Genomic DNA, 23,717 nt, shown 5'->3' on the forward strand with positions numbered 1-23,717 from the left:
AAGTCATTTTCGTGGTCTTCAATGTCCGGAAGATAGCGGGGAAACGTTGCGCGAGGCTGGTGGGCCCAGGCCCCGTCTTCGCCGCTCCCCGCTCTGCGGGGAGGACGCAGGATGGTCTGCCCTGACTGAAAGTTGATCGCAGCAATCTGGAAATGACCGGGCCGAGAAAATACCTACACGCTGGCCTTTCGCCGCGCGTCGACGCGCTGCTGGCGGGTTGGGCGACCAGGCCCGGCCAACAGGGTCGATTACCAAGTCCGCAGACATCAAATCCCGGCCGCGCAACGAGACGCGGACCAAGAGCAGATTGCAGTCCAACACCATGAATAGACGCGCCCAGATCGTGATGGCCCTCGTCCTCGCTGCCCTGTGGGGGGCCGGCGTTTTTGCCGCTCACGCCAATGGCCATCTGCGCTTTCTCGACCGTCTCGAGGCTGATCTGACCGACCTGCGCACACTCGCACGCGGCGTGCAGCGTCCGCCCGATCTCGTCACCATCGTCGCGATCGACGACACCGTGGTGAAGCGTGGCGGCACCTATCCGCTGCCGCGCGCCGATCTCGCGCGCGTCGTCGATACCATCGTGCAGTTCAAGCCGAAGGTCATCGCGATCGATCTTCCGCTCGCCGAACGCAGCGCCGCGATTGGCGATGCGACGCTGGCCCACACGCTCGCAACCGGTCCCCTGGTGCTGGCGGCCGCGGCGATCTTCCCGAGTGCTGACGAGACCGCCGCGTCCGGCGGCGCCGAGCCGCTCGCTGCCGTGCCCCAGGCCGAGCGCTTCCTGCTGCCGTTGCCGGCGTTCGCCGAGCACGCCGATATCGGCATCGTCGACATCGCAACCAGGCCATCAGCATCGCCGCTTTCGGTGCCGATGCTGTTCCGGACCGGCGACAAGGTCGAACTGTCGCTCCCGCTGCGGGTCGCAAGCCGCGCGCTCGACGCGCCGCTGACAATCATGCCCGATCATCTCATGCTCGGCGATCACGCAGTGCAGACAGATGCCGATTTGTCGCTGCCCTTCACCTATTACGGCCCGCGCCGCACCATTCGCACCGTGAGCGCGCAGAGCATTTTCGACGGTACGCTCGACCGCAAGGCGATCGAGAATCGCATCGTGGTGATCGGTGGGGCCGTTGCCGGCCATGGCGACTTCGTCCCCTCGCCGTTCGATTCCCTGATGCCAGGCGTCGAGGTTGTCTCGACCACGATCACGCATCTGATCGCCCACGACAGCATGTTGCGGGTTCGCATCGCCGATGCGCTGGCCGCGATCCTGCTGCCGATGCTGCTGGTGGGCCTGCTCGCCTGGCGACGCAGCGCGCTCGGCTATGTCGCGGTCGTCGCCGTGATGATCGGCTGGGCCGGGCTCAACTTGTTCGCATTCACGCACGGCGTCTGGCTCGATGCCGCGACCACGCTCGCGGCCGCGGCGCCGCCGGTCGCGGTCTTCATCGGCGTGCAGTTGTGGGCCGGAATCCGCCGCACGCAGTCTCGCGCCGACACGGGCCAGTTGCAGGCGACGGCCGCGCAGGATTGACGGGCGCGGAACAGCACGGCAAGCGCTAAGCAACTCCAGTTTCTGAGACTTCACGGGCGGTCGCAAAGCAGAGGCTTGCCTGGTCGGCATGCCCGGCCCTGTTCAAGGCGTGACCGAAATTCTCCCAGATTGACGGGTCAACGGGATCCAGCTCCACAGCGCGCTCAAACGCCTCCAGCGCCTCCGCCTGGAGTCCTTTGCCTTGCAGCGCCGTCCCGAACGTTGCGAGATAGGTCGCTTTCATCTCGTTTGTGAGAGCGCGGCCGGCCCAATTGATCGCGGCATCGTAGTCGCCGTTGAGCAGAGACACACCAGCCATCAGATGAAGCAGACCAGCATGGTTTGCATCTACGGCCAGCCCTTCCCGGCAACGGGCTTCGGCTTGCTCAAGCTCCCCCGTCTTCAGATGTCGAAGGCAGATCTGGTAATATTCATCGCGCGTCGGCGACGACGGCGCTGTCGAGATCTCGTTGGCTTTTGCGAGCGTGCCGTCGTGATAATTCATGGGGACCTTCCGGATCATGGGATAGCGAGCAGCGCGGGCTGCCCAAATCGGGGAAGCTTGCCGCATCTCGACTATCCCGCTCGTAGCTTGTTTGAAGCTTGCTTGAAGCTTGACACCGCCTTCGTCTCGCCGCGCCAACGCGTGGCGAATCAAGGAGGCCGTTGATAAGCGTGAGACCGGGCGTCCGATGGCGCATCGAATTTGGGGAAAGAGAACCCATGAACAGTCGGCTGGATGTCCATGTCGCCGCCTACGAAGGCAAGAACATCTACGATTTCGACAACGAAATTTCGCTGACCTGGTATCCGAAGCGCATTGCGCGTGTCGTCAACGATCCGCGCTCCGTTCTGGATCTCGGACTGGGCCACGGTTTCGCCACCGAACTCTTTTCGGACGGCTGCAAGCGCCACGTGGTTCTGGAAGGCTCGCCCGCGGTCATCCAGAACTTCAGGCTGAGGTTTCCGGACAACCGAAGCGAGGTGATCGAAACCTATTTCGAAGAGTTCGATACGGACGAACGGTTCGACCTCATCGTCATGGGATTCGTCCTCGAGCATGTCGATGACCCGCTTCTGATCCTCAGCCGCTTCAGGAAATTCCTGGCACCCGCGGGCAAACTGTTTGTGGCGGTCCCCAACGCCGAGGTCATGAACCGACGGCTCGGACATCTTGCGGGAATGCTCCCCGATATGGAGGCTCTTTCGGAGAACGATCTGGTTCTCGGGCATCAGCGGTACTTTACGGTCCGCTCGCTCACCCAGCTGGTGAGCGATGCCGGCTACAAACTCGAGACAATGGAAGGGATCTATCTCAAGCCCTTCGCCACCAGTCAGCTGCTGTCGTTGAATCTCGACACCAAGGTCATCCGGGCCTTGTGCGAGATGGGAGTTGACTATCCGGAACTGTCCTGCGGGCTTCTTGCTCAACTCACCCCGGACGGCTCGGCGCGATCATGAGGGTGTTGATCGTCGGGGGAACGTCCTCGCTGGCCCACGCGCTCATCCCGCTCCTGCACCGGCGGTGCGAGGTGTCGACGGCCGGCCGCGCGGGCTGTGATGTCGAACTGGACCTTTGCTCCGACGACATTCAGATCCCCGAAGGGATCGACTGCATCGTCAATATGGCCGCCGCCTTCGCCGGCAACGGACTGCCTGACACCCTGCGCGCAATGGATGTCAACGTGCTCGGCCTGATGAAGCTGTGCCATGCCAGTGCAAAGGCGAACGTGAAGCATTTCGTGCACATCTCCAGCATTTTTGCGGATCTCGCCGACGGTTCGCCCTACTTCGGAGCCTATGCTCTTTCGAAGAAGCATTCCGAGGACGTTGCGCAGTTTTGCAGCAGAGAGCTTCGGTTGCCGATCGCGGTGCTGAAGCCTTCGCAGATCTATGGTGTCGGGGAGCGATTTCGAAAACACCAGCCGTTCCTGTACGCCATCATGGACAAGGCCGAGAGGAGCGAAGACATCGACCTCTTTGGCTCGAACGACCCTTTGCGAAATTTCATTCACGCCCAGGACGTGGCTGAGATCGTCTCGGCCGTCACGGCGATGAAGCTCGAGGGCATCTATCCCTGCGTGAACCCCGACAACGTCACCTACTCCCAGATCGCAGCGGCTGCGATTTCCGCATTTGAAAGCAAGAGCAAGGTCAGGTTCTTGCGAGATCGGCCCGATATCCCGAGCAACGGCTTCGCCTGTAACGAGACGCTATTCCGCCTGGTCGACTATTACCCTCGCATATCCATTGCCGAGGGAATGCGAATGGAAGCAGGTCATCGAAGGCTGGCATCGTGACAACAATATTGGTTTCGGGCGCCAGCGGAATCGTCGGCTACGGAATCCTGCGATCCCTCAGGATGTCGAAGCAACCGATGAACCTCATCGGCACCTCGATTTATGCCGATTCGGTCGCGCCGGGGTTTTGCGACGTTTTTGAGGTCGTGCCCAGAACCGATGCGCCTGACTACGTCGACCAGCTTCTCGCGCTGCTGCACAAGCATCACGTCGACGTGGCGATCCCCGGCATCGACGCCGACATGTACAAGTGGACCGACAGCGTCGCCGAGCTTGAATCGACCGGAACCAGCGTCGTTCTGAACTCGCGCGAGCTGATCTCCAGATGCTCGGACAAATGGGCCTTCTACGAACGGCAACTGGAGCTGAAGCTGCCTTATGCGATCCCAAGTTACCTGGAGATGGACTTCGATGTCCTCACAGCGAAATGTGGCCTGCCCTTCCTGCTGAAGCCTCGTCGAGGATTTGGCTCCAAGGACATCGTGGTGGTTGAGACCGCGGAGCAGTTTGCCGGGATTGCTCCCGCAACGAAAGCAACGCTGATGGCCCAGCCCATCGTCGGCCGGGATGACGAGGAATTCACGGTCGCCGCGTTTTGTGACGGCCATGGAGGCTATTCCGCCATCATGGCGCTTCGGCGAAAGCTCTCCAGGGATGGCTTCACGGAAAAGGCCGAGGTCGTCGATCAGGCCGAATTCTCCGAGGCTGTCCAGAATCTGTGCCGGGCGTTTTCGCCGATCGGGCCGACCAATTTCCAGTTTCGCAAGACCGATGCCGGACTGAAACTGCTCGAGATCAATCCAAGAATTTCATCATCGACGTCGATCCGTGCCGCCTTTGGCTACAACGAGGCGCTCATGGCGGTTGACATGGTCCTGGAGAAACGACTGCCGGTGCAACCGGACATCAAGCGTGGCCGAGCCGTCCGCTATACCGAGGATTTCATCTTCCATGACAACAGCGTTCATTTCTGACATCCACGGAAACTACGAGGCGTTGAAAGCGGTTCTCGCCGAGATCGACCGTATGCGCGTCACCGAGATCGTCTGCGTCGGCGACGTGGTCGGCTATTATTCCCAGGTGAACGAATGTTGCGATGAACTGAAGCGGCGCGGCATCCCCAGCGTTCTCGGCAACCACGACTGGTACCTCGGCTTCGGCGGTTTCTGCACCAGATCCAGAAGCGTGAACGAATGTCTGGTCTATCAGAGGAAGGTGATCACGTCCGAAAACGTGAACTGGCTAAGGGCCTTTCATCTGCAAATGCAGATCGGGAATGCTCAGGTCGTTCACGCCGGTTGGGGCGATCCGATCGATGAGTACCTGACGAGCCCCAACGAAGACTATTTCGCGCGGCTTTCCGGCGTCAACTTTGTGAGTGGCCATACCCATGTACAAAGCATTCACCGCTTCGGCGAGAAGACCTACTGCAATCCGGGGTCCGTCGGGCAGCCACGCGACGGCGATCCACGGGCGGCATTCGCAACGTTCGACGGCGAGACCTTCGCGCTGCATCGGGTCGAATACGACATGCAGAAGGTCTTCGAGCTGATGGAGACCGCGGGATTCCACGACTACTACTATGGCGGGCTGAAGACCGGCGCGAAAAATCTCAGACGGCTCGAAGGTTGAGCATCGAGATCTCAACGTCGTGTTCTCTTCAAATCAACATCAAAACCGGCCTTCGGTTGGCCTTGTGAGCGCAAATCATGACATCAAACGATCCGCAGGACGCGCAGAACTTTACCTACGCTGCCCATGAGGAAGTGGCCGCTTACAACAGGTTGCAGGAGCTGATGAAGACCTCGCCGTTGCCGCAGCGTGAATTCCACGCCAATCTCGGCCTGTTTCTGAATCGCCCATCGCTGGCGCGCATTCTCTTCATGCATGACCTCTATTCGAAGGCCCTGCACACACATGGCGTCATCATGGAATTTGGCGTGCGCTGGGGGCAGAACATGGCGCTGTTCACGACGATGCGCCACATCTACGAGCCCTACAACATGAGCCGAAAGATCGTTGGCTTCGACACGTTCGAAGGCTTCCCGTCGGTGGCGCCACAGGATGGCGATTTCGACGGGCTGAAGATCGGCGGGCTCAATGTCACCCCCAATTACGAGGACGTTCTTGCGGAGATCCTGTCGGCGCAGGAAAAACTCGCGCCGCGCAGCCACATTCGCAAATTCGAGCTGGTCAAGGGGGACGTGACCGAAACTCTTCCCCGGTACCTTGAAAAGCACCCCGAGACGATCATCGCGCTGGCCTATTTCGACCTCGATCTCTACGAGCCGACGAAACAATGCCTCGAGCTCATTCGCCCCTATCTGGCGAAGAACAGCATCGTCGGGTTCGATGAGCTGGTTCTTGCCGAAAATCCCGGAGAAACCCTGGCATTGCGCGAGGCCTGGGGCACGCAGGGCTATCGAATCTGCCGTAGCACCATCTCGCCGCAGCAGAGTTACGTGGTGTTCGAATAAGGCGTCGATTTTCGATGCCGGGCCGTTTCCGGATGGAGGCGGCTCGGGGCCTATGCGTCCTGTCGCACAATCTCGTAGTTCTCGGCGATGATCTCGCTCAGTTTCGACACTGGGTTGAACATCATCAAGTCGACGATCGACAGATATGGCACGTGAGGCTGACCGAACTGCTCGTAGGGAAACGGTCTTGCCCGAAGGGCTCTGAATTCGATTCCGCGCGCGCTGAACGCCTTGGCATCGTAGAGCTCCAGGCCGCCGATCGCGTTGATATAGGTCTGCGTGCCTTCCGCTTCGCACAGTGCGAGCACCTTGTCCTGAAACTTGAGTGAATGGTCGATCGGCACCTCGGACGAGATCTTGAACGTGGTCTTCAAGCCGAGATGCGCGCAGGTCATCTGCAGCGAATTGAAGAGATAACGAAATAGATTGGGGTCCTGAAAGCCGACGATCTCTTCCAGGAGCGGAAAGGTTTCCTTGAAGAAAGGCGCGGTGCGATAGGCCCCTCGCCATTGGTTGAGCAGCTTTGCACGGTCGAAATCGGGCGCCAGCTCCCTGTCGCGAATGTCCAGCGCATCCGAATCCTTCTTCAACGGGAGTGAAAACAAGGCGTCCTTGCCGTTGACCAGCATCCGATTGCGGTTGATCCAGCCCTTTTTGACGTATTTGATGTTATCGTAGACGATGAAGAGATCGACCGCACCGATGAGCTGGTAGTAGCCGATATAGGGAAGAAAATACGGCTGCATGATCGCGAGTTTCATCATGTCTGACACCTGCGCTCACTCAACCCCAGGCTCGCGCATCGTGGGTATAGGTCGTCGAAGTCGCGTTGTCATTGCGCGGCACCACGAGCGGCGCGAAGCAGGCATATGCCTGCATGAAGCGATAGACGCTGTTTCCCATCCCATCCAGACCGGCCGTCGGCAGCATGCGATTGCCGAGTGCCTCGATCTGGACCGGCCGATTGTCCATCGGGTAACACAGCTCCAGGAGCCGCTTTGCGCCTGCGGGAGAGATCAGGTTTCCGGCTGGCCCGAAGCAGGTGTTGAGCCGTAGCGCGGCGACCTGGGAATTCGCAGCCTGGAAAGCGGCATCGGTCCGGTCATCCGGGCGCGCTGGCCTGAAGACCATCATCGACTTCATGCCCGGCGCCAGCTCGAGATCGAGCACGGAATCCGTATTGCAGCCGAGGACCAGCAGATCCCAGTTTCCGAGAGTCGGAAGCAGCATCTCCAGACGTGCGATGATGTCGTGGCGAACAGTACAATCGTCCTCGAACACAAGGGCGGGTTCGTTCTGCCCGGCGATCCAGTTCAATATCCGCCACAGTGAAGCGGCACCACCCACCGCCCCCCTCGTGAACCTCGCGCCTGGAGCGACAAGCCGCATCGCCATCACGTCCTCATCGGTCATCTCCAGCCCGTTGGATGCTGCGAAGCGCTCGAATGCGATGTTGCAGCCGGCGTTCCGCTCCAGAAAGCGCGCAAATTTTTCGGGATGACGATCGAGATTGATGACGAAGTTCTTCATCTGCCAGACAGCACCATGAGCGAATGGATATCCGTGGGCTACTCAAATATGATTCGTCATTGCCGCGGCTAGTCCAAAACACGTGTCAACCGCCGCCCCCCGCGACAGAGGAATGCTCCACGCAAGTTTCGGTTCGTATCGATAGCCGGTCACGGACCCTATCGACAATCAGGACTCGAGATGAGTGATGCAGTCCCGTGTGAATTTCTGACGCCCCGTGCCGAGCGCCCGCTTCATATCGTGCGTCCACGGTTTCCAAGGACCGAGCAGTTCCTGGCCGCTTTCGAAACCGCGCTGGAAGCAGGCCAGGTCACCAACAATTCGCGCTGGGTCGTCGAATTCGAGCGGCGCCTGAGCGAATATCTTGGCGTTCCGACCCTCGTTTTCTGCAACGGACAGATCGGCATGATGGCCATGCTGAGAGCCGCCGGGATCACCGGCGGCGAAGTGATCGTGCCATCGTTCACGTTCAGCGCCACGCCGCACGCCATCAAATGGGTGGGCGCGGAACCGGTGTTTGCGGACATCCTTGATGATCAGACCATGCGCCTCGACCCTGATGATGTCGAGCGCCGGATCACGGACCGTACGGTCGCGATCCTGGCCGTCGACGCTTATGGCATCGCCAGCGACTACGCTGCGCTTGCTCACGTCGCCAGGCGTCATCAGCTGAGACTCCTCGTCGATAGCGCACCCTCGTTCGGCACGCGCGTCGGCGGGAAACTGGTGGGCGGCTGCGCAGACGCGCAGATGTTCAGCTTCCACGCCACCAAGGCCTTCGCGACGATGGAAGGCGGCTGCGTCTGCAGCCACGACCCCGAACTGCTCGCGCGCGTCAAAGCCATGCGCAACTTCGGGCAAGTCGACGGCGCCGACTGCCACGAGGCGGGGCTGAACGGAAAAATGCTGGAGATATCGGCCCTCATCGGCCTCGAACAGCTCAAGACGTTCGAGCAGGCCGTTGCAACGCGCCGTCGGGCCGTCGCGCGCATGCGGATCGGTCTCTCCCGGATTCCCGGCCTGCGCGTCGGACAGGAGCCCGCGGACGTAGAAGCCAACTGGCTTTATCTGCCTGTTGTCGTCGAGGCCGCCGAATTCGGATTGGACCGCGAGGCGCTGGCATCGGCGCTCGAGCAGCACAACGTGTTCGTGCGGAAGTACTACAGCCCCCCCTGTCACCACATGACGGCTTACAGCACGCAGCGCGAGGTGAAGCTGGAGGTGACGGAGAGGATCGCCTACAGCGTCATTGCGCTCCCGGTCTACAACGACATGACCAACGAAGAATGCGATCTCATCGTTGCCGCCATCCAGCACGTGCGCGAATCCGCGCCACGTGGACGCCAGTCTTAGCCGCAAAAACAGATCGCACTCATGCGATGACCCCAAGGACATAGAAGTCGAACAGATGCAGAAAGTTCTCGTCACTGGAGCCGGAGGCTATATCGGCATTCCCCTGTGCCAGATGCTGGCCCAAAAGGGATATTCGGTGGTTGCGCTCGACCGAGGTTTCTTTGGCAAGGATCGATTTACGCAGGCGGCTTCCCATCCGAACATCAGGCTGCTCGTCGACGACATCCGAACCGTGGATCCCAAGCAGTTCGAAGGCATGGACGCCGTCATCGATCTGGCCGGGCTGAGCAACGATGCCTCGGCCGAAATCGACCCCGAGCTCACGGTCTCGATCAACCATCAAGGGGGTGTTCGCCTGGCTCGCGCGGCCAAGGAAGCCGGCGTTCGCCGCTATGTCTATTCGAGTTCCGCATCGGTCTACGGCCACGGCCAGGAGGTTGCGCTCAACGAGCACTCGGTCTGCCGCCCGCAGACGCTGTATGCCGAGAGCAAGCTTCACGTCGAGGACGAGCTGCGCAAGCTGCAGAGCGGCACGTTCGAAACGGTCATCCTGCGCAACAGCACCGTCTTTGGCCTAGCTCCGCGCATGCGCTTCGACCTCGCCATCAACGTGATGACACTGCGCGCGTGGAAAGAGCGCGTCATCTACGTCATGGGCGGCGGCGAGCAATGGCGGCCGTTCATCCACGTTCGTGACGTCTGCCGCGCCCTGATGATGGGCATCGAGAGCGAGGCGTCGATCGTATCCGGCGAGACCTTCAACGTCGGCGGCGACGATCTCAATTATCAGATCAAGCAGCTCGCAAATTTCGTCAAGGACATCATTCCGAACATCGTCACGCACACGATCCCGGATGCGACGGACAAGCGGACCTATAATCTGTCCTTTGCCAAGATCCTCCAGCGCCTGAAATTCGATCCGTCCTCCCGCGTCCATGAGGGCATCGTGGAGATCAAGCAGGCCCTCGAGCGCGGCGTGGTGAGTGGCGACGATCCCACGACCCATACGCTGGGATGGTACCGTTCCCTGATCGACTGGGAAAAACGGATCAAGGAATTGTCGATCAACGGCAGGATCCTGTGATCGCTTAAGGCGCTAGTTCGGGCGGCGGCGAGCGATCCAGCACGTCGCCCTTGGCGCCCTCGAGCAGATCGATCCCATAGGTCTCGACGACGAGCGGCCCACGCTTGCGCTGCAGCTCGCCGACACGCGTCACGTGCGTGAAGAGGTCGTTGAGGAACGGATGGCCGTCGGGCCTGGCCTCGTCGACATAGATCAGCTTGCCTGCGAGCAATTTCGGATCGGGCTCGGGCATGTTGACCCAGCGGATACGCTGGTTCTGCTGCACCACGCACGTGCCGCGCGGCAGGTAGAAGGCGAGCCAGCCCGTGGTGCCGTAGTCCGGCGTGAGCACGCAGGTCGCACCATTGCGCAGACGCTCCGCTTCGATGCCGGCTGCAAGCTCGCGCCAGCCGACGCCGACGCTGCGCACGGTCGCATCGCGGCGATAGCCGGACAGCCAGCCCGTATTGGCCTGCACGATCAGCGCGGCAAACATCACGATGCCGGCGGGCGCGGCCCAGCGCAGGCAGAAATCCACCAGGCGCCGCGCGCGCGGTTTCCACTGCGCGAGGTTGGCGGCAGCCGCGGCGGCGACGATGAACGGCGGATAAACCGGCGCAAACCAGTTGGCCTCGACCCGCGCATGCAGCGAATGCCAGACGAAATAGGCAACGATAGTCCAGAACATGCTCTCGATCAGCACGCGCGAGGCCAGCGCGCCTGCCCTGCGCCAGGTCAGCGCGTGCAGGCCCATCGCGCCGAGGATGAAAACCAGCGGGGTTGCGAACCCGATCTGGGTCGGGATCAGCTCGGCGATGAAGACCGGACGGAAGTCTTCGATCCTGGCGCGCCCGAGCTGCTTGACGAACGAGACCCAGTGATGATCGGCATTCCACAAGATCACCGGCGAGAACAGTGCAAAAGCAACGAGGCCGCCGAGATAGGGCCAGGGCGAGAGAAACCAGCGCCGCAGCTTCGGCACCGCCGCAAGCCAGATCAGGATCGCCGCGCCAAAGAACATCGCGGTATATTTCGACAGCAGGGCCGCGCCGACGGCTGCGCCGACAGCGAGCCACCAGACGCCGCGGCCGGTCTCGAGCACCTTGGCGAGGAAGAACAGCACGAAGCTGGAGGCGACCAACAGCGGCGCATCCGGCGTCACGATCAGCGTGCCGACCGAGGCGATCATCGTCACGTTGAACAGGATGGCGCTGGTCGCCGCCAGGCGCGCGCCACCAAACAGGATCGCGGCCGTGCGATAGATCGCATAGCTCATCGGCAGCGCGAGCAGGATCGAGACCAGGCGGACGCCGAGCTCGGTATCGCCCGCGATCATCGTGCCGGCGCGGATGACGTAGGCCACCATCGGCGGGTGGTCGTAATAGCCCCCGGCGAGGTTCTTCGACCACATCCAGTAATAGGCTTCGTCGAAGGTGATCGGGGTGAAGGCGGCCGCAACCAGCCGCAATGCGACCAGCGCAAGGATCATGAGTGCCGTGTTGCGGACGATCCGCGCGTCAGCCCCGCCCATACGAGCTTCCCTGCAAGCGTCCTTGACGCGCTATTTCTTGCGCCAGACGAACAGTCCGGACATCGCGTAATTCCACACCACGCCCATCAGCGCGCCGGCAAGCCCGGCCAGCCACCAGATCGGCTCCTGGTCGTAGACCGAGAAGGCGACGCCGACATTGGCGAGCAGGCCGACACTGCAGACGATGTAGAACATGATCAGGCCGCGCAGGATCGCAAAGCCCTTCAGCCGTTGATCGCGATAGGTGAGGAAGTTGTTCATGATGAAGTTGCTGGTCATGGCGACGATCGCACCGGCGGCCTGCGCCTCCGCGAACGGCACCTTGATCAACTGCAGCGCGATGAACAGCGTGGTGAGATGCACGACGAGGCCGATGCCGCCGACCATCGCAAACAGGATGAAGCGCAGCGAGACGATGTCGTTGGTCAGCTTCGCCAGCACGAGGCCCAGGAAATCCAGCGCGACCATGGAATCCAGCTTGCTCTCGCCGTGCTGGCGGGCACCGAACGTGTAGGGAATCTCGACCGCCCGCAAATCGCCATGTGCGGTCGCGACGAGGTCGAGCAGGATCTTGAAGCCGTGCACCGACAATTTCGGCGCCAATTGCTCGAAACGGTCGCGGCGAACCATGAAGAAGCCGCTCATGGGATCGGCGATCTCGACCCGAAGCATCTTCCTGGCGAATTCGGTCGCCAGCGCGCTGGCGCCGGCGCGCTGCTTGTTGAAGCCTTCGCTCTTGTAGCCCTCGATGTAGCGGCTGCCGACCACGAGGTCGGCCTTGTCGCTGGCGAGCAAGAGCAGCATCTTCGGCAGCTGCGTCTCGTCATGCTGGAGATCGGCGTCGATCACGGCCGCATAGGGCGCGCTGGAGGCCAGGATACCCTCGATGCAGGCGCCCGAGAGGCCTCGGCGGCCGATGCGGCGGATGCAGCGGACGCGACTGTCCTTCTGCGCCAGCGCGCGCACGACATCCCAGGTGCCGTCGGGTGAATTGTCGTCGACGAACACGACTTCCCAGGCGACGTTGGCAAGGGTCGCCTCCAGCCGGCGGTAGAGCACCGTGACGTTGTCGCGCTCGTTGAAGGTCGGGACGATGACCGACAGTTCCGGCCCTTCCTGGGCCTGGCCGTCGACGCCCGGTCTGATCGCTTCATTCATGACGGCAGCGTATATCCGCCGCGTCCTGCGCTGCCAAGTTCTTGAGCTATCAGCCGGGGGTTTCTCTGAGGGGATCGCCCAAAAGGGGCCCCAAAATGCCAACGACCCCGGAACGGCGGACCCGCGCGTACATCCGGCGCAGGCCTAAGCTATTCCAAGGTCGTTCCAGCGCCGGAGCTTTTGGCTCAACGTCGCCGTTAGAAGCCAAATGGGGACGAGAAAGCCGCTTTGCAAGGGGTGAAAGCCGCCTTTTTCAGGCCATTACTGGTTCGGGACTTCCCGGATCACCGGGCCCCGCGGCGCCGGCGCGGCAGGGGCTGCGGGCGCCATGGCGGCGGGCGCCGGCTCGACCTTGGCCGGCTTCGCCGGCTTGCCATACTGCCCGATCGGCCCAAACACGACGGCAACCGCCAGCACCACCGCCGCGACGACCGCGCCAAAAATGCCACCTACCGACTCAGACGACATACCAACTTTTCCCCGGTCACGCCTGTTGATTAATAGCACTAGCCTCGGATCGCGGGAATAGGCCGGAGGCCCCTATCGCGACCTATGCGAGGATCGTTCCGATAACGGCCGACGCGATCAGCGCTGCAGCTACAAAGACGACGAAATTCTTTGCCCAAAAGAAGAACGCGTTCGCTTGCGAATAAGCGCTGATCGTATTCCTATTGAATTGCTCCCGGTCAATCGGCTTGGGTGCCGATTCGATCCAATCCACAAAGCCGCGCGCGTGAATGAAGGCCGCAAGATATTGCAGATAATCGAACAGCAATGCCAGCGCTCCGGCGCCCGCAGCAGCAATCCAAAGCAAACGATGCACCCCGGTGAACGCAGGCACCACCTTTTCAGTTGTCGCCAGCGCATACGTGATCGCCAGTGAGCCCGCCCACACATACTTGCACAGCTCGGAGAGCTTTCCGCCAAACTTGGGTATGTTAGCGGCTTCGGTGGCGTATGCCTTTTGAAGATCATCCGGCGCAATGTCAGACACGGCCGTCATCATCACGTTTTAACCCATCACCCGGATCGAACCGCTCGATCAGATGCGATTGGCGAATAACGCCATCATCATTGTTACCGGGCTTGTCAGGCGCTGGCTGCTCTTTCGGCCCCTTCTCGTCCTTTGTGATCTTGTCACGTCCAGTTGGGGCCTTATCCTGCTCGGGCATTTTTCCTCTCCCCGCAGACAATCGACTTGCGTTCTGAAAATTACCTTGGGCGCCGTAACGACTGCGTGCTGAAAAGCACGACGACTCCAGCAAATATTGCCCACCAAATCTTGCAACCACGGATAGTGGCAAGCTGCCAACCGACTGTCAATTCGGAATTGATCCATGGCGGCCAGCAGTAGACCCTATTTCGCCGGCGGCCGGTGCTTGACGAAGGCGGTCACGATGTCCTTCTGCGCCGACTCCACCGCCCTGTTCGCGGTCGCGAGATGGGCACCGGAATCGATGTTCGGGTATTGCGCGGTGAGATAGTCGAGCAGCGCGACCCGGTAATATTGCCGCTCCGACGGACAGGCGCCGGCAACCGAGCGGCCGAAATCCTGCGCCGACAGGCCCTGATTGCTGTCGCGCGAATATTCGCGCGCCAGGCAATGCCAGTAATCGTCGCGCCCCTGCATGGCGAGCTTCTGCGCGCCCTTCGCGTCGTCGTCATCCGCCGTCGCAGAACAGGTCATGGCAGCAGATGTCATCATGACGAGCGCCGCTCCCAGCATCAGCATCCGCATCTTGTTCTCCTTTTTCGCAGATCGCGTCTCAAGCTTAGACGGGATGCGACAACTGGCCAATCACTTCTGGTTTGAATAGGATGCAGCCCTCCCCTTCCCGTCGATGCGAGATCCCCCGTGGCCAAAGCAAAAACCGCGTCCAAAAAATCCGGCAACATCTTCATCGGCATCGGCGGCTGGACCTTCGAGCCCTGGCGCGGCGTGTTCTATCCGGAGAAGCTGACGCAGGCGAAGGAGCTGTCTTACGCCGCCTCGAAGCTGACCTCGATCGAGATCAACGGCACCTATTACGGCTCGCAGAGGCCGGAGAGCTTTCGCAAATGGGCGAGCGAAGTGCCCGAGGGTTTTGTGTTCTCGGTGAAGGGCCCGCGCTTCGCCACCAATCGCCGTGTGCTCGCCGAGGCCGGCGATTCCATCAAGCGCTTCTACGATTCCGGCGTGCTGGAACTCGGCGACCATCTCGGTCCCGTGCTATGGCAGTTCGCGCCGACCAAGAAATTCGACGGCGCGGATTTCGGCAAGTTCCTGGAGCTGCTGCCGCGCAAGCTCGAGGGCCGCGCGCTCCGCCACGTGGTCGAAGTGCGGCACGACAGCTTCTGCGCACCCGACTTCATCGCGCTGATCCGCGAGTTCGAGACGCCCGTGGTGTTTGCCGAACACGGCAAATATCCTGCCATCGCCGACGTCGCCGGCGATTTCGTTTATGCGCGCTTGCAGAAAGGCAATGACGAGATCAAGACCTGCTATCCGCCGAAGCAGCTGGACGCCTGGGCCGAGCGCTTTCAGGCCTGGGCCGGGGGAAGTGAGCCCGACGATTTGCCGAAGGTCGACAAGGCGAAGCCGAAGAAGCAGCCGCGCGACGTGTTCGCCTACGTCATCCACGAGGGCAAGGTGCGCGCGCCGCACGGCGCCATGGAACTGATCGCGCGAGTCTCGTGAGGAGCATCCATGGCCAAGGCGAAGAAGCTCTTCACCATCGGATATGAGCAGACGCCGCCGAAGGCCGTGCTCGACGAGCTGGAGCGGGCCGGCGTCAAGCTCGTGGTTGACGTCCGCGCCGTGACGTCGTCGCGGCGGCCCGGCTTTTCCAAGAATCAATTGGCCGCTGGCCTGGACGAGCGCGGCATTGCCTATGTTCATCTTGCCGCGCTCGGCACGCCGAAAGAGGGCCGTTTGGCCGCGCGCAGCGGGCAATACGACGTGCTGGAGAAGATCTTCTCAAAGCATCTGAAGACGCCGGAGGCCCGGGAACAGATGGACGAGCTTTCGGCGCTGGTAAAGAAGGCCGGTCCCGTCTGCCTGCTCTGCTACGAGCGCGACCACACGCATTGCCACCGCCAGATGATCGCGGAGGTCATCGAGGAGCGCGATGGGGTTGCGGTGAAGAATTTGGCCGGGCGGCAGATCTAATCGAAGCCGTCATTCCGGGGCGCGCCACTTGGCGCGAACCCGGAATCCATTCATTTTCCACGAAGCGACCTCGGCGCTCGACTGCCCTATCTGACGGATACAGCCGATGTCCGCCGGAAAGCTATGCAGATCGAATATGGCAATCGGATTGCCTATCTCGATGCTGAATTCCGGTTGAGCGACCAAAATCACGAGTTCGTCACTCAGCGCCGCCACGCGGTCGAGGTCGAAGCCGCTCGCAAAGCACCGGACGCGAGCCGTGAGTAAACTCGCGCCGAATATGCACGCGGGATCGTCACCGACCGCAGACACTGAACAGAAGGCCGCGCAAGCAGGGCAAGACCTGATCAAGGCCGAGTAGAAGATGCAGGATCAGATCCGGCATGCGCCGATGGACGGTGCTGTGCAACAACTCGCGGTTCATACGGTTGGAGGCGTGGTCACGCCCGCGCAGGTGCCGCCGTTTGTGTCCCCACCGATGACAGAGTCGAAATCGAAGCCATGGCGCTCAACAACGACATCGGGTTCGTCCGCGCCGGCGATCCGGTCGAGGTCAAGGTCGATACGTTCAAACTTCACCAAGTATGGCCTGCTGCACGATAAGGTCGTCAGCCTTTCGGGAGACGCTATCGTTCGCGACAAGAACACTGCCCAATCAGACGCGCAGCATCAATTGGGGCAGATCGCACATACAAGCGAGCCGCCTGGACAGGAACTGCTCTATTCGGCGTGCGTCGCACTCGATGAAACCAAAATGCAGGTTGAAGATCGCATCGTCGACCTTGCGCCGAGCATGGCGGTCACGGCCGAGATCAAGACCGGGCGACGTCGGATCATGCTGTCGCCGCTGTTGCGATATCAACGTGAGGCGGGACGAGAGCGGTGAGAGATCGGTGCGAGTGAGGAGACTTATGACGCACGCTGGCGGAGCACAAGCCATGAATCAGTCAGCCCAAACCGGAATTCTCCAACACAAATCGCGGGAGATTTATAAATGAATTATGATGCGACGATTCAGCTAAACCCCGCTCATCGCAATTCACGACGGAATTCGACTTAGTGACGGGCTTCAGAGAAGGATTCTGAACCAATGTTTTTGCCCCCAAGAACGCTGTTCGATCTGCTGAAAAATATGCGCACGGCCTTCGATCAGAATCTCGTTTTGCGAAACGACTTCGTTTCAGACCACAATCTCACGGCCTTTTCCGGCTCTTCGATGATTGTTCGAGAGACCAATGGTCCGACTGACCTTAGAATTTGGATGAACGTGGAGTCTTTATTTACTCCTGTCGAACGCCATTTAGGCACGACGGTTCCCAGCGTTCAATTTAGATTCTCAAAAGATACGAGGGTTGAAGCTAAGCCAAGCTTCTTTGTCCACCTGGCGTTTCAAAGTAAGCAAAAGGACATAAAACTCCAAGAAGTTGAAGCTGTATTCGGCGCCGGTTGGAAGACAGATTACCCCGTTCCTTTGCCCGCAAATTGGGAGGCCGGGACCAAGTGGATACGATACTTCTTTGAAACCGAGACGCTTACTCGGGAAATAAGCTTTAGATTCTTGCCGGATGGCTCTTTGTCAAGCTGCTCCATTCGGCAGGAGACGAAGTGATTGCGGCCCTCAGCAGCCTTGCAAATTCTCTGATAATCCGCGCGTTTAGCTACACGCAGGGCAATATCTCGCAAGCAGTCGGGCGCACTAACGGATATGCTGAATGCCCTTGCCAGCGACCCAAGTTCTACACTTGCTCTAGGAGCGACAGACGCGTCATCAACGGTGGGGAACTGGGCCGACCGAAACGCTTCGATCGCTATTGGCAATGTCATGCACCGTGTCTGCTGCCCGATAGATTCCGGGTTCGCGCTACGCGCGCCCCGGAATGACAACTCAGCCCTCCCCCGCCAGCCTGAACGTCCCTTCCATCATCTGCACGCAGGCACCACCGACATGGGCGGAGACGATCTTGCCGTCCTTTTTCACGACGCGCGTCTGCAGGACGCTCGGCCGGCCCATGTCAAAGCCCTGGCCGACCGTTAGCTTCAACTCGCCATCGCGCTGAGGATCGAGTTCGGCGAACAGCGCGGCGGCCGCGACGGTCGCGCTACCGGTGGCGGGATCTTCGGTGAGGCCGCTGGCGCCGCGCATGAACATGCGCGCCTGGCGATCCAACGGCGCCTCGGCTGCAGGCACGTCGCGCGTGTAGAACCACACCGAGCGGGCGCCATCGCGCGGCAAGACCTTGGCATAGGCCGCAGCATCAGGCCGGGCCCGCTTCAGCGCCTCGCGCGAATGCAGCTCCATCACCAGGAACGCGTTTCCGACGGTGACGACATGAGGCGGGTGGTTGTCGGTCTTGATGTCATCAGCGCCAAGCGAGATGCAGCTAGCGGCCTCAGCAGGTGACAGGGGCGCATAGCGCTGCAGCGGCTGCGGCGCGGTGAGCTCGGTCCTGATGACCTGGCCCTGCTCTCGCACGATCTCAACCGGCACGAGGCCTGCCTTCTCCTCGAACAGCAGGCGCGGCTTCGGCTCTTTCGCCATCGAAGCGAGCACGAAGGCGGTACCGACGTTGGGATGCCCTGCAAAGGCAATTTCCAGCACCGGCGTGAAAATGCGCACCTCGGCGTCGTTGGCCTTGTCACGCGGGGGCAGCACGAAAGTCGTCTCGGAATAGTTGAACTCCGTCGCGATCGCCTGCATCTCGCGCGTTGAGAGCCCAGCTGCATCGAGCACCACGGCGAGCTGGTTACCGCCGAAGGCGCGGTCGGTGAACACGTCGACAGTGACGTAGCGGCGCTGCATGCAAAATCCTCACGCAAATGGCGGCCGCAATCCGGCCGCCTCGCGCAGCATTCTACAAGCCCAAAACATCGCCCGTCATGCCCCAAAATTGAGTGCAATCGGAGCAATCGCGACGCGTGTCAGAAGCGAAAGAGAGGCCGCGGCGATGCCAGCACCTGCGCGCGTTCGCGCTCGTCGACGATGAGCGTGTCGAGGAACTGCCGGTTCTTCGCGTAAGTCTGCGTCGCCTCGAACTGCGTGTGCGGCCAGTCGCTGCCCCACAGCAGGCGATCGAGCCCGTAAGCGCTGCGCAGCAGCGGATAGGCTTCCCTGGCAAAGCTCTCGCCGGCCGGACCGTTGCGATACGGCGCAGAGATCTTGACCCACACGTTCCGCGTCGCGCCAAGCTTCAGCACGGACTGAAAGCCGGGATCTGTGACACCGAGCCGGGGGTCGGGCAGCGCGTAGTGGTCGAGCACGACGGTGACGCCACGATCGAGCAGTTGCGGCGCGAGCAGCGCAAGATCAGCCGCATTGCGCTGGATCTCGACCTGCCAGCCCAATGCTTTCACATTGGCGAGCAATCCCTTCCATTCGCTCGCCGCGAGATCGGGCAAGGGTTGGCCGACGAGATTGAGGCGGATGCCGACGATGCCGACTTTGTCGAGCGCGCGAAGCTCGTCCGCGGGGACGGCGGGATCGACGACCGCGATGCCACGCAGGCGCCCGCCGGTCTGCTTCAGGCAGTCGACAAGATAGGAATTATCGGTGCCGAGAAAGCTCGGCTGCACCAGGACGCCGTTGGTCGTGCCGTTGTGATCGAGTTGCTCGAGATAGAGCGACAGCGGCGCGTCGTAATCAGGCGCATAGCGCCGGCCCGGCGCGAGTTTCAGCTCGCGGTGAAAGACATGAGCGTGGGTGTCAATAACAGGCAAGGTCCCCTCACTCCTGGCCATGGTTGCGACCGCAGTCGTGAGCGATACCAGGCCCGCACCAAATTGGCGGCGCGTCAGGCCGCGCTGGATCGATGTCATCGTCGTTACTCCTCATCTCTCCTCAGGCGCGCGTTGCCGCAGGCGCCTCGAACACCTTGCCGCGGGTTTCGGGCAGCAGCAGCACGGCGATCAGCACCAGCGCATAGGCGAACGCCGCATCGATGCCGATCGCGGGCCCAAGCCCGATACGATCACTGAGAAAGCCGACCAGAAAGGGAAACGCGGCGGAGACCACGCGGCCGAAATTGTAGCAGAAGCCGACACCGGTCCCGCGCACGCCGGCGGGATAGAGCTCGCTGAACAACGCCGCCATGCTCGCAGGAATTCCGGCCGAGAAGAAGCCGAGCGGAAAGCCCAGCACCAGCATCTGGCCATCGGTCAGCGGCGCGAAGATGTAGACGAGCACGGTGGCAATGCAGGTGCTGGCAAAGAACGCGACATTGGCCCGGCGGCCGATCCGGTCGCTGATGATCCCGCTCGCAACGCAGCCGCAGAAGAACGCGATGATGATGACGGCGAGATAGAAGCTCGAACCGAGCACCGACAAATGCCGCACCTCGCGCAAATAAGTCGGCAGGAAGGTCGTGAGCGCCGCGTAGCCGCCATGGGCGCCGATGCCGAACAGGCCGCCGACCAGCGTCGAGCGCAGCACGTCGGGATGGAAGATGCCTGCCAGCGTGGCAAAGAACGGCGTCTCCTCACGCGCGACGGTACGCGCCGGCTCCTTCAGTCCGCGGCGGATGAAGATGATGAGCAGCGCCGGCAGCAACCCGATCGCGAACAGGATCCGCCAGGCGATATCAGCCGGTGCATAGGTGAAGACAAGCGCCGACAAGAGGACAGCCGCACCCCAGCCGACAGCCCAGGCGCTCTGCACCGTGCCCAACGCCTTGCCGCGATGCTCGGGACGGATGATCTCGGCCATCAACACCGCGCCGCAAGCCCATTCGGCCCCAAAGCCGAGGCCCTGGATCGCCTTGAGCACCAGGAGCTGGGTGTAGCTCATCGCGAATGCTGAAGCGAAGGTGGCGAGCGCAAAGGTCGCGACCGTGATCTGGAGCGCCTTGACCCGACCAAAGCGGTCGCCGAGTGCGCCGCCGAGCCAGCCGCCGAATGCTCCGAAAAACAGCGTGACCGAGCCGAGCAGACCGGCATCGGCCTTGCTGATGCCGAAGGCCGCGATCAGCGCGGGGATGGCGAGGCCGAACATCTGGACGTCGAGCGCATCCAGCGCCCAGCCGCCAAAGCTCGCCCAGAACGTGCGCCGCTCCAGCGGCGAGCTTTCACTGTACCAGTTCGACATGTTTCCTACCCCTGTACGCGTTTATTGCTTGGTGTCTTTGAAAGCTGCCGTCACCGGATCTCGGCGTGGTAGCGGAAGCGGTCCGCCGGCCCGCGCGAGCGGCGCCATTCGATCGGCCGCCGCTCCAGATCGAGCGCGAGACGCTCGATCACGATCAGCGGCGCATGCGCTTCGAGGCGCAACAGCCGTGCCTGCATCTCGTTCGCGGTCTCGACGGTCAGAATTTCCTCGGCGGACACGACGACCTCGCCGCAGCGCTCTTCGTAGAGTGGATAGAGCAAGTCGCCGAACTCGGCGGTGTCGATGTCGAGAATCTTCGCGAAGCGCGACTGCTGGAGCCAGATCTCTTCGGCGAGCAGCGGGACGTCGTCGATCAGCCGCAGGCGCGACAGGCTGATCACGGGTTCGCCAACCGGGATGCGCAGTGCCGAGGCGACCGCTGATGTCGCCGGCAGGCTCTTGCGCCTGAGGATACGGCTCTTCGGCACGCGCCGCTCGCCGCTCTCGGACTGGAAACGGAAGAAGCGGAACAGCGATGAGTTGAAGCGTGCGCGACGCACGAAGGTGCCACGGCCCTGCTGACGCTCCAGCACGGCGTCCGCGACGAGCTGGTCGATCGCCTTGCGCACGGTGCCGATCGCGACGCCGTAATGCGCCGCCAGCTCGGCCTCCGACGGGATCGGCTCGCCCGGCCGCCATTCATTGCGGTTGATCCGCGCGGCGAGGTCATCGCGCAGGCGCTGATAGCGTGGTAGGCGGTCGTCGCGCAGGGCTGAATTCATATAGTCATATAGATGACTAGATGAAAACGGAGTCAAGCACTACTAAAATACCGGATCGCAAACAGGCGCGAGACCGGGCTAGCGGAGCTCACCAACCCGGCCTCGCCTGGTTCGATCGTCAGTTGGCGGCCTTCGGCATGCACGGCGGCTCCTTGTAAGGAGCGGTCGCATAGGCACCCACAGCTGGCGCCCTTACGCAATCGACCGGCGCGTGCGCCACGGTGCGCCGCGCAGGCGCGGCATCGCGGGCGGAAGCGGTTTCAATTTGGGAGACGGCTGCGGCAATCAGGGCGGCCGAGACAAAGCTCAATCGGATCATGGATTTTCTCCGCGTGGCATCAGGACATCGAAGAAATTTCGACGTCCTGAGTGCAAGAGCGGAAGGCCAGCCAGGTTATTTCAGCGCGCGTCTTCAAACAAACGTGAGCGATCCCCTCACCCCAATTGAAACACCGCAACCGGCTGCTCATAACCGCGCACCGTGACCTCGCCGAGCGCGACCGCATCCTCGCCGTCGTCGCCCAGCGCCTCCCGCACGGACGCCGAGATCAGGAGCTGCGAGCCGAACTCCTTGTTCAGCGCCTCGAGCCGCGAGGCAAAATTCACGGTGTCGCCGATCACGGTGTATTCCTTGCGGCGGGGCGAGCCGATATTGCCGGCGACGACCTCGCCGAAATGAATGCCGATGCCGATCCGCAGCGGCCAGCTCGTCTGCGCATTGATGTGATCCATCGCGGTCAGCATGTCGCGGCCGGCGGCGACCGCGCGATGCGCGGCATCGGACGCCTCCAGCGGCGCGCCGAACAGCGCGAGAAATCCGTCGCCCAGAAACTTGTTCACGATGCCGCCATGGCGATCGAGGATATCGACCAGCACCGCAAAGGCGCCGTCGAGCCGATCGACCACCTCCTGAGGCGTGCGCGACTGCGCGCCGGCGGTGAAGCCGCGGAAATCGACGAACATCACGGCGACGCGGCGGATATCGCCCGCGGCGCTGGTGCCCTCCGCCATCAATCGCTCGACGACCTGCGGCGAGACGTGCTGGCCGAACAGATTGGTCACCCGATCGCGCGCGGTGGCGGCCGCGATGCTCGCGGCGAATTGCCGCCGCAACTGCGCACCGACGGAGCCCGCCAGCACGCCGCAGAGCAGGATCACCATGCTGCGCACGGTGTGGAAGTAGATCAGGGGTTCGCCGTCGGCGTTCGCGGAATCGTAATACAGCGCCACCGCCAGGAGCTCACTTGCCGCGACGAATCCCGTGAAAGTGGACAGCCAGAAATCGAGCCGAAGGGTCGAAAGAATGACGAAGATGAAATAGACCAACGGCAATACGAAACCGAGCGCGGGCCCGGCGCCCATGCTGCGAATCTGCAGGATCAGGATGAGCGTCGGCAGCGACGTCTCGATGAAGGCTCCGATATAGCGCCTGATCACCGGCAGGTCGCGATCGAGCTTGAGGCTTCGGCTGATCTGGCTGTGGACCCAGACCTCGAACAGCAGAAAGCCCGTCACAAGAACGTATTCGCGGATCATCCCTTCGGTCCCGCGCCAGATCCGGTTCGAGATAGCGGGATCGATCACGAAGGTTGCCGTGAGCAAGACGAGCATGACACAGCCGGTGGCGATCAGCGCCCTCACCCGCAGCAGCTCGGTACGCAGCACTTCGCGCGTCAGCTCGCGCTCGAACGCCTCAGACAGGACGGCTTTGCGCCGGGCCTTCAAAAAGCTGACCATTGCATCCCCCGTTCCGAAGCA

General features: G+C 61.7%; 27 protein-coding genes and 1 pseudogene. 12 read left to right on the forward strand and 16 right to left on the reverse strand.

Features of this window, described 5'->3' with window-relative positions:
- Positions 1–322 precede the first annotated feature (322 nt).
- Positions 323–1,537, forward strand: a pseudogene (locus tag M2427_RS23580) (CHASE2 domain-containing protein); the annotation flags it as partial.
- A gap of 28 nt (positions 1,538–1,565) precedes the next feature.
- On the opposite strand, the gene M2427_RS23585 reads toward M2427_RS23580, so the two are convergent.
- On the reverse strand, positions 1,566–2,045 hold the full coding sequence (locus M2427_RS23585) for a hypothetical protein (protein ID WP_280709115.1): 480 nt from the start codon (positions 2,043–2,045) through the stop codon (positions 1,566–1,568).
- A gap of 218 nt (positions 2,046–2,263) precedes the next feature.
- On the opposite strand from M2427_RS23585, the gene M2427_RS23590 reads away from it, so the two are divergent.
- The 5 genes from M2427_RS23590 to M2427_RS23610 all read left to right on the forward strand — a co-directional run bounded on the left by M2427_RS23590 (position 2,264) and on the right by M2427_RS23610 (position 6,317).
- The gene (locus M2427_RS23590) at positions 2,264–3,001 is read left to right on the forward strand and encodes a class I SAM-dependent methyltransferase (protein ID WP_280709117.1); all 738 of its coding nucleotides are present in this window, start codon (positions 2,264–2,266) and stop codon (positions 2,999–3,001) included.
- Positions 2,998–3,840 carry an NAD(P)-dependent oxidoreductase gene (locus tag M2427_RS23595; RefSeq protein ID WP_280709118.1) on the forward strand — a complete coding sequence of 281 codons (843 nt, stop codon included), beginning with the start codon at positions 2,998–3,000 and terminating at the stop codon, positions 3,838–3,840. Before M2427_RS23590 ends, M2427_RS23595 begins: the two co-directional genes overlap by 4 nt.
- Before the next feature lie 62 nt (positions 3,841–3,902).
- Positions 3,903–4,814, forward strand: coding sequence for an ATP-grasp domain-containing protein (locus M2427_RS23600; RefSeq protein ID WP_280709119.1), 912 nt, complete (start codon positions 3,903–3,905; stop codon positions 4,812–4,814).
- Entirely contained in the window at positions 4,792–5,472 is a 681-nt protein-coding gene (locus M2427_RS23605) for a metallophosphoesterase family protein (protein WP_280709120.1), read from the forward strand. Before M2427_RS23600 ends, M2427_RS23605 begins: the two co-directional genes overlap by 23 nt.
- Positions 5,473–5,549: 77 nt before the next feature.
- Positions 5,550–6,317 (forward strand): class I SAM-dependent methyltransferase, encoded by a 768-nt coding sequence (locus M2427_RS23610; protein ID WP_280709121.1) that lies wholly within the window; start codon positions 5,550–5,552, stop codon positions 6,315–6,317.
- Positions 6,318–6,367: 50 nt separating this feature from the next.
- On the opposite strand, the gene M2427_RS23615 is transcribed toward M2427_RS23610, so the two are convergent.
- Together M2427_RS23615 and M2427_RS23620 are read right to left on the reverse strand one after the other, a co-directional pair.
- Positions 6,368–7,081: a WbqC family protein gene (locus M2427_RS23615; protein ID WP_280709122.1), complete on the reverse strand. Its 714-nt coding sequence runs from the start codon at positions 7,079–7,081 to the stop codon at positions 6,368–6,370.
- Positions 7,082–7,100: 19 nt separating this feature from the next.
- Complete coding sequence (locus M2427_RS23620; protein WP_280709123.1) at positions 7,101–7,847, reverse strand: glycosyltransferase family 25 protein; 747 nt, start codon at positions 7,845–7,847, stop codon at positions 7,101–7,103.
- Between the two features lie 180 nt (positions 7,848–8,027).
- On the opposite strand from M2427_RS23620, the gene M2427_RS23625 reads away from it, so the two are divergent.
- Both M2427_RS23625 and M2427_RS23630 read left to right on the forward strand, forming a co-directional pair.
- On the forward strand, positions 8,028–9,200 hold the full coding sequence (locus M2427_RS23625; protein WP_280709124.1) for a DegT/DnrJ/EryC1/StrS family aminotransferase: 1,173 nt from the start codon (positions 8,028–8,030) through the stop codon (positions 9,198–9,200).
- Between the two features lie 55 nt (positions 9,201–9,255).
- Positions 9,256–10,284: an SDR family oxidoreductase gene (locus M2427_RS23630; protein ID WP_280709125.1), complete on the forward strand. Its 1,029-nt coding sequence runs from the start codon at positions 9,256–9,258 to the stop codon at positions 10,282–10,284.
- A 4-nt stretch (positions 10,285–10,288) separates the two neighbouring features.
- On the opposite strand, the gene M2427_RS23635 is transcribed toward M2427_RS23630, so the two are convergent.
- From M2427_RS23635 to M2427_RS23660, 6 genes are all read right to left on the reverse strand, one after another.
- Complete coding sequence (locus tag M2427_RS23635) at positions 10,289–11,794, reverse strand: glycosyltransferase family 39 protein (RefSeq protein WP_280709126.1); 1,506 nt, start codon at positions 11,792–11,794, stop codon at positions 10,289–10,291.
- A 30-nt stretch (positions 11,795–11,824) separates the two neighbouring features.
- Entirely contained in the window at positions 11,825–12,952 is a 1,128-nt protein-coding gene (locus M2427_RS23640; protein WP_280709127.1) for a glycosyltransferase family 2 protein, read from the reverse strand.
- A gap of 261 nt (positions 12,953–13,213) precedes the next feature.
- Positions 13,214–13,420, reverse strand: coding sequence for a hypothetical protein (locus M2427_RS23645; protein ID WP_280709128.1), 207 nt, complete (start codon positions 13,418–13,420; stop codon positions 13,214–13,216).
- An 82-nt stretch (positions 13,421–13,502) separates the two neighbouring features.
- Positions 13,503–13,958, reverse strand: coding sequence for a hypothetical protein (locus M2427_RS23650; RefSeq protein WP_280709129.1), 456 nt, complete (start codon positions 13,956–13,958; stop codon positions 13,503–13,505).
- Complete coding sequence (locus tag M2427_RS23655) at positions 13,939–14,124, reverse strand: hypothetical protein (protein ID WP_280709130.1); 186 nt, start codon at positions 14,122–14,124, stop codon at positions 13,939–13,941. The genes M2427_RS23650 and M2427_RS23655 overlap by 20 nt, the downstream gene beginning before the upstream one ends.
- A gap of 185 nt (positions 14,125–14,309) precedes the next feature.
- Positions 14,310–14,690 (reverse strand): hypothetical protein, encoded by a 381-nt coding sequence (locus tag M2427_RS23660; protein WP_280709132.1) that lies wholly within the window; start codon positions 14,688–14,690, stop codon positions 14,310–14,312.
- Between the two features lie 117 nt (positions 14,691–14,807).
- Between M2427_RS23660 and M2427_RS23665 the strand changes: the two genes are divergently transcribed.
- A complete protein-coding gene (locus tag M2427_RS23665; protein WP_280709133.1) occupies positions 14,808–15,629 on the forward strand; it encodes a DUF72 domain-containing protein in 822 nt (273 codons plus the stop codon).
- Positions 15,630–15,638: 9 nt separating this feature from the next.
- Positions 15,639–16,100 carry a DUF488 domain-containing protein gene (locus M2427_RS23670; RefSeq protein ID WP_280709134.1) on the forward strand — a complete coding sequence of 154 codons (462 nt, stop codon included), beginning with the start codon at positions 15,639–15,641 and terminating at the stop codon, positions 16,098–16,100.
- Between the two features lie 9 nt (positions 16,101–16,109).
- Here the strand turns inward: M2427_RS23670 and M2427_RS23675 are convergent, their stop codons facing one another.
- The gene (locus M2427_RS23675) at positions 16,110–16,412 is read right to left on the reverse strand and encodes a hypothetical protein (RefSeq protein ID WP_280709135.1); all 303 of its coding nucleotides are present in this window, start codon (positions 16,410–16,412) and stop codon (positions 16,110–16,112) included.
- Positions 16,413–16,464: 52 nt separating this feature from the next.
- Here M2427_RS23675 and M2427_RS23680 point away from each other — a divergent pair, with 52 nt between their 5' ends.
- Both M2427_RS23680 and M2427_RS23685 read left to right on the forward strand, forming a co-directional pair.
- Complete coding sequence (locus tag M2427_RS23680; RefSeq protein ID WP_280709136.1) at positions 16,465–16,986, forward strand: hypothetical protein; 522 nt, start codon at positions 16,465–16,467, stop codon at positions 16,984–16,986.
- 204 nt (positions 16,987–17,190) lie between these two features.
- A complete protein-coding gene (locus M2427_RS23685) occupies positions 17,191–17,709 on the forward strand; it encodes a hypothetical protein (protein ID WP_280709137.1) in 519 nt (172 codons plus the stop codon).
- Between the two features lie 276 nt (positions 17,710–17,985).
- Here the strand turns inward: M2427_RS23685 and M2427_RS23690 are convergent, their stop codons facing one another.
- The 6 genes from M2427_RS23690 to M2427_RS23715 form a co-directional block, all read right to left on the reverse strand.
- Positions 17,986–18,900: a PhzF family phenazine biosynthesis protein gene (locus M2427_RS23690; RefSeq protein ID WP_280709138.1), complete on the reverse strand. Its 915-nt coding sequence runs from the start codon at positions 18,898–18,900 to the stop codon at positions 17,986–17,988.
- A gap of 119 nt (positions 18,901–19,019) precedes the next feature.
- Positions 19,020–19,913, reverse strand: coding sequence for an amidohydrolase family protein (locus M2427_RS23695; protein WP_280709139.1), 894 nt, complete (start codon positions 19,911–19,913; stop codon positions 19,020–19,022).
- 22 nt (positions 19,914–19,935) lie between these two features.
- Positions 19,936–21,177, reverse strand: coding sequence for an MFS transporter (locus M2427_RS23700; RefSeq protein WP_280709140.1), 1,242 nt, complete (start codon positions 21,175–21,177; stop codon positions 19,936–19,938).
- A 50-nt stretch (positions 21,178–21,227) separates the two neighbouring features.
- Positions 21,228–21,959: a GntR family transcriptional regulator gene (locus M2427_RS23705; protein WP_280709141.1), complete on the reverse strand. Its 732-nt coding sequence runs from the start codon at positions 21,957–21,959 to the stop codon at positions 21,228–21,230.
- A gap of 118 nt (positions 21,960–22,077) precedes the next feature.
- Complete coding sequence (locus M2427_RS23710) at positions 22,078–22,278, reverse strand: hypothetical protein (protein WP_280709143.1); 201 nt, start codon at positions 22,276–22,278, stop codon at positions 22,078–22,080.
- 116 nt (positions 22,279–22,394) lie between these two features.
- The gene (locus tag M2427_RS23715) at positions 22,395–23,696 is read right to left on the reverse strand and encodes an adenylate/guanylate cyclase domain-containing protein (protein WP_280709144.1); all 1,302 of its coding nucleotides are present in this window, start codon (positions 23,694–23,696) and stop codon (positions 22,395–22,397) included.
- Between the last annotated feature and the right edge of the window lie 21 nt (positions 23,697–23,717).

The organism is Bradyrhizobium sp. BR13661, assembly GCF_029892425.1.
Lineage (GTDB): Bacteria > Pseudomonadota > Alphaproteobacteria > Rhizobiales > Xanthobacteraceae > Bradyrhizobium.

Coding starts and splice junctions, on each gene's coding strand:
- M2427_RS23630 (WP_280709125.1), top strand. CDS start 9,256: ATGCAGAAAGTTCTCGTCACTGGAGCCGGAGGCTATATCGGCATTCCC.
- M2427_RS23670 (WP_280709134.1), top strand. CDS start 15,639: ATGGCCAAGGCGAAGAAGCTCTTCACCATCGGATATGAGCAGACGCCG.
- M2427_RS23635 (WP_280709126.1), bottom strand. CDS start 11,794: ATGGGCGGGGCTGACGCGCGGATCGTCCGCAACACGGCACTCATGATC.
- M2427_RS23660 (WP_280709132.1), bottom strand. CDS start 14,690: ATGCGGATGCTGATGCTGGGAGCGGCGCTCGTCATGATGACATCTGCT.
- M2427_RS23640 (WP_280709127.1), bottom strand. CDS start 12,952: ATGAATGAAGCGATCAGACCGGGCGTCGACGGCCAGGCCCAGGAAGGG.
- M2427_RS23615 (WP_280709122.1), bottom strand. CDS start 7,081: ATGATGAAACTCGCGATCATGCAGCCGTATTTTCTTCCCTATATCGGC.
- M2427_RS23690 (WP_280709138.1), bottom strand. CDS start 18,900: ATGCAGCGCCGCTACGTCACTGTCGACGTGTTCACCGACCGCGCCTTC.
- M2427_RS23645 (WP_280709128.1), bottom strand. CDS start 13,420: ATGTCGTCTGAGTCGGTAGGTGGCATTTTTGGCGCGGTCGTCGCGGCG.
- M2427_RS23650 (WP_280709129.1), bottom strand. CDS start 13,958: ATGATGACGGCCGTGTCTGACATTGCGCCGGATGATCTTCAAAAGGCA.
- M2427_RS23705 (WP_280709141.1), bottom strand. CDS start 21,959: ATGAATTCAGCCCTGCGCGACGACCGCCTACCACGCTATCAGCGCCTG.
- M2427_RS23625 (WP_280709124.1), top strand. CDS start 8,028: ATGAGTGATGCAGTCCCGTGTGAATTTCTGACGCCCCGTGCCGAGCGC.
- M2427_RS23710 (WP_280709143.1), bottom strand. CDS start 22,278: ATGATCCGATTGAGCTTTGTCTCGGCCGCCCTGATTGCCGCAGCCGTC.
- M2427_RS23590 (WP_280709117.1), top strand. CDS start 2,264: ATGAACAGTCGGCTGGATGTCCATGTCGCCGCCTACGAAGGCAAGAAC.
- M2427_RS23680 (WP_280709136.1), top strand. CDS start 16,465: ATGCAGGATCAGATCCGGCATGCGCCGATGGACGGTGCTGTGCAACAA.
- M2427_RS23595 (WP_280709118.1), top strand. CDS start 2,998: ATGAGGGTGTTGATCGTCGGGGGAACGTCCTCGCTGGCCCACGCGCTC.
- M2427_RS23610 (WP_280709121.1), top strand. CDS start 5,550: ATGACATCAAACGATCCGCAGGACGCGCAGAACTTTACCTACGCTGCC.
- M2427_RS23695 (WP_280709139.1), bottom strand. CDS start 19,913: ATGACATCGATCCAGCGCGGCCTGACGCGCCGCCAATTTGGTGCGGGC.
- M2427_RS23685 (WP_280709137.1), top strand. CDS start 17,191: ATGTTTTTGCCCCCAAGAACGCTGTTCGATCTGCTGAAAAATATGCGC.
- M2427_RS23715 (WP_280709144.1), bottom strand. CDS start 23,696: ATGGTCAGCTTTTTGAAGGCCCGGCGCAAAGCCGTCCTGTCTGAGGCG.
- M2427_RS23585 (WP_280709115.1), bottom strand. CDS start 2,045: ATGAATTATCACGACGGCACGCTCGCAAAAGCCAACGAGATCTCGACA.
- M2427_RS23620 (WP_280709123.1), bottom strand. CDS start 7,847: ATGAAGAACTTCGTCATCAATCTCGATCGTCATCCCGAAAAATTTGCG.
- M2427_RS23605 (WP_280709120.1), top strand. CDS start 4,792: ATGACAACAGCGTTCATTTCTGACATCCACGGAAACTACGAGGCGTTG.
- M2427_RS23700 (WP_280709140.1), bottom strand. CDS start 21,177: ATGTCGAACTGGTACAGTGAAAGCTCGCCGCTGGAGCGGCGCACGTTC.
- M2427_RS23600 (WP_280709119.1), top strand. CDS start 3,903: ATGTCGAAGCAACCGATGAACCTCATCGGCACCTCGATTTATGCCGAT.
- M2427_RS23655 (WP_280709130.1), bottom strand. CDS start 14,124: ATGCCCGAGCAGGATAAGGCCCCAACTGGACGTGACAAGATCACAAAG.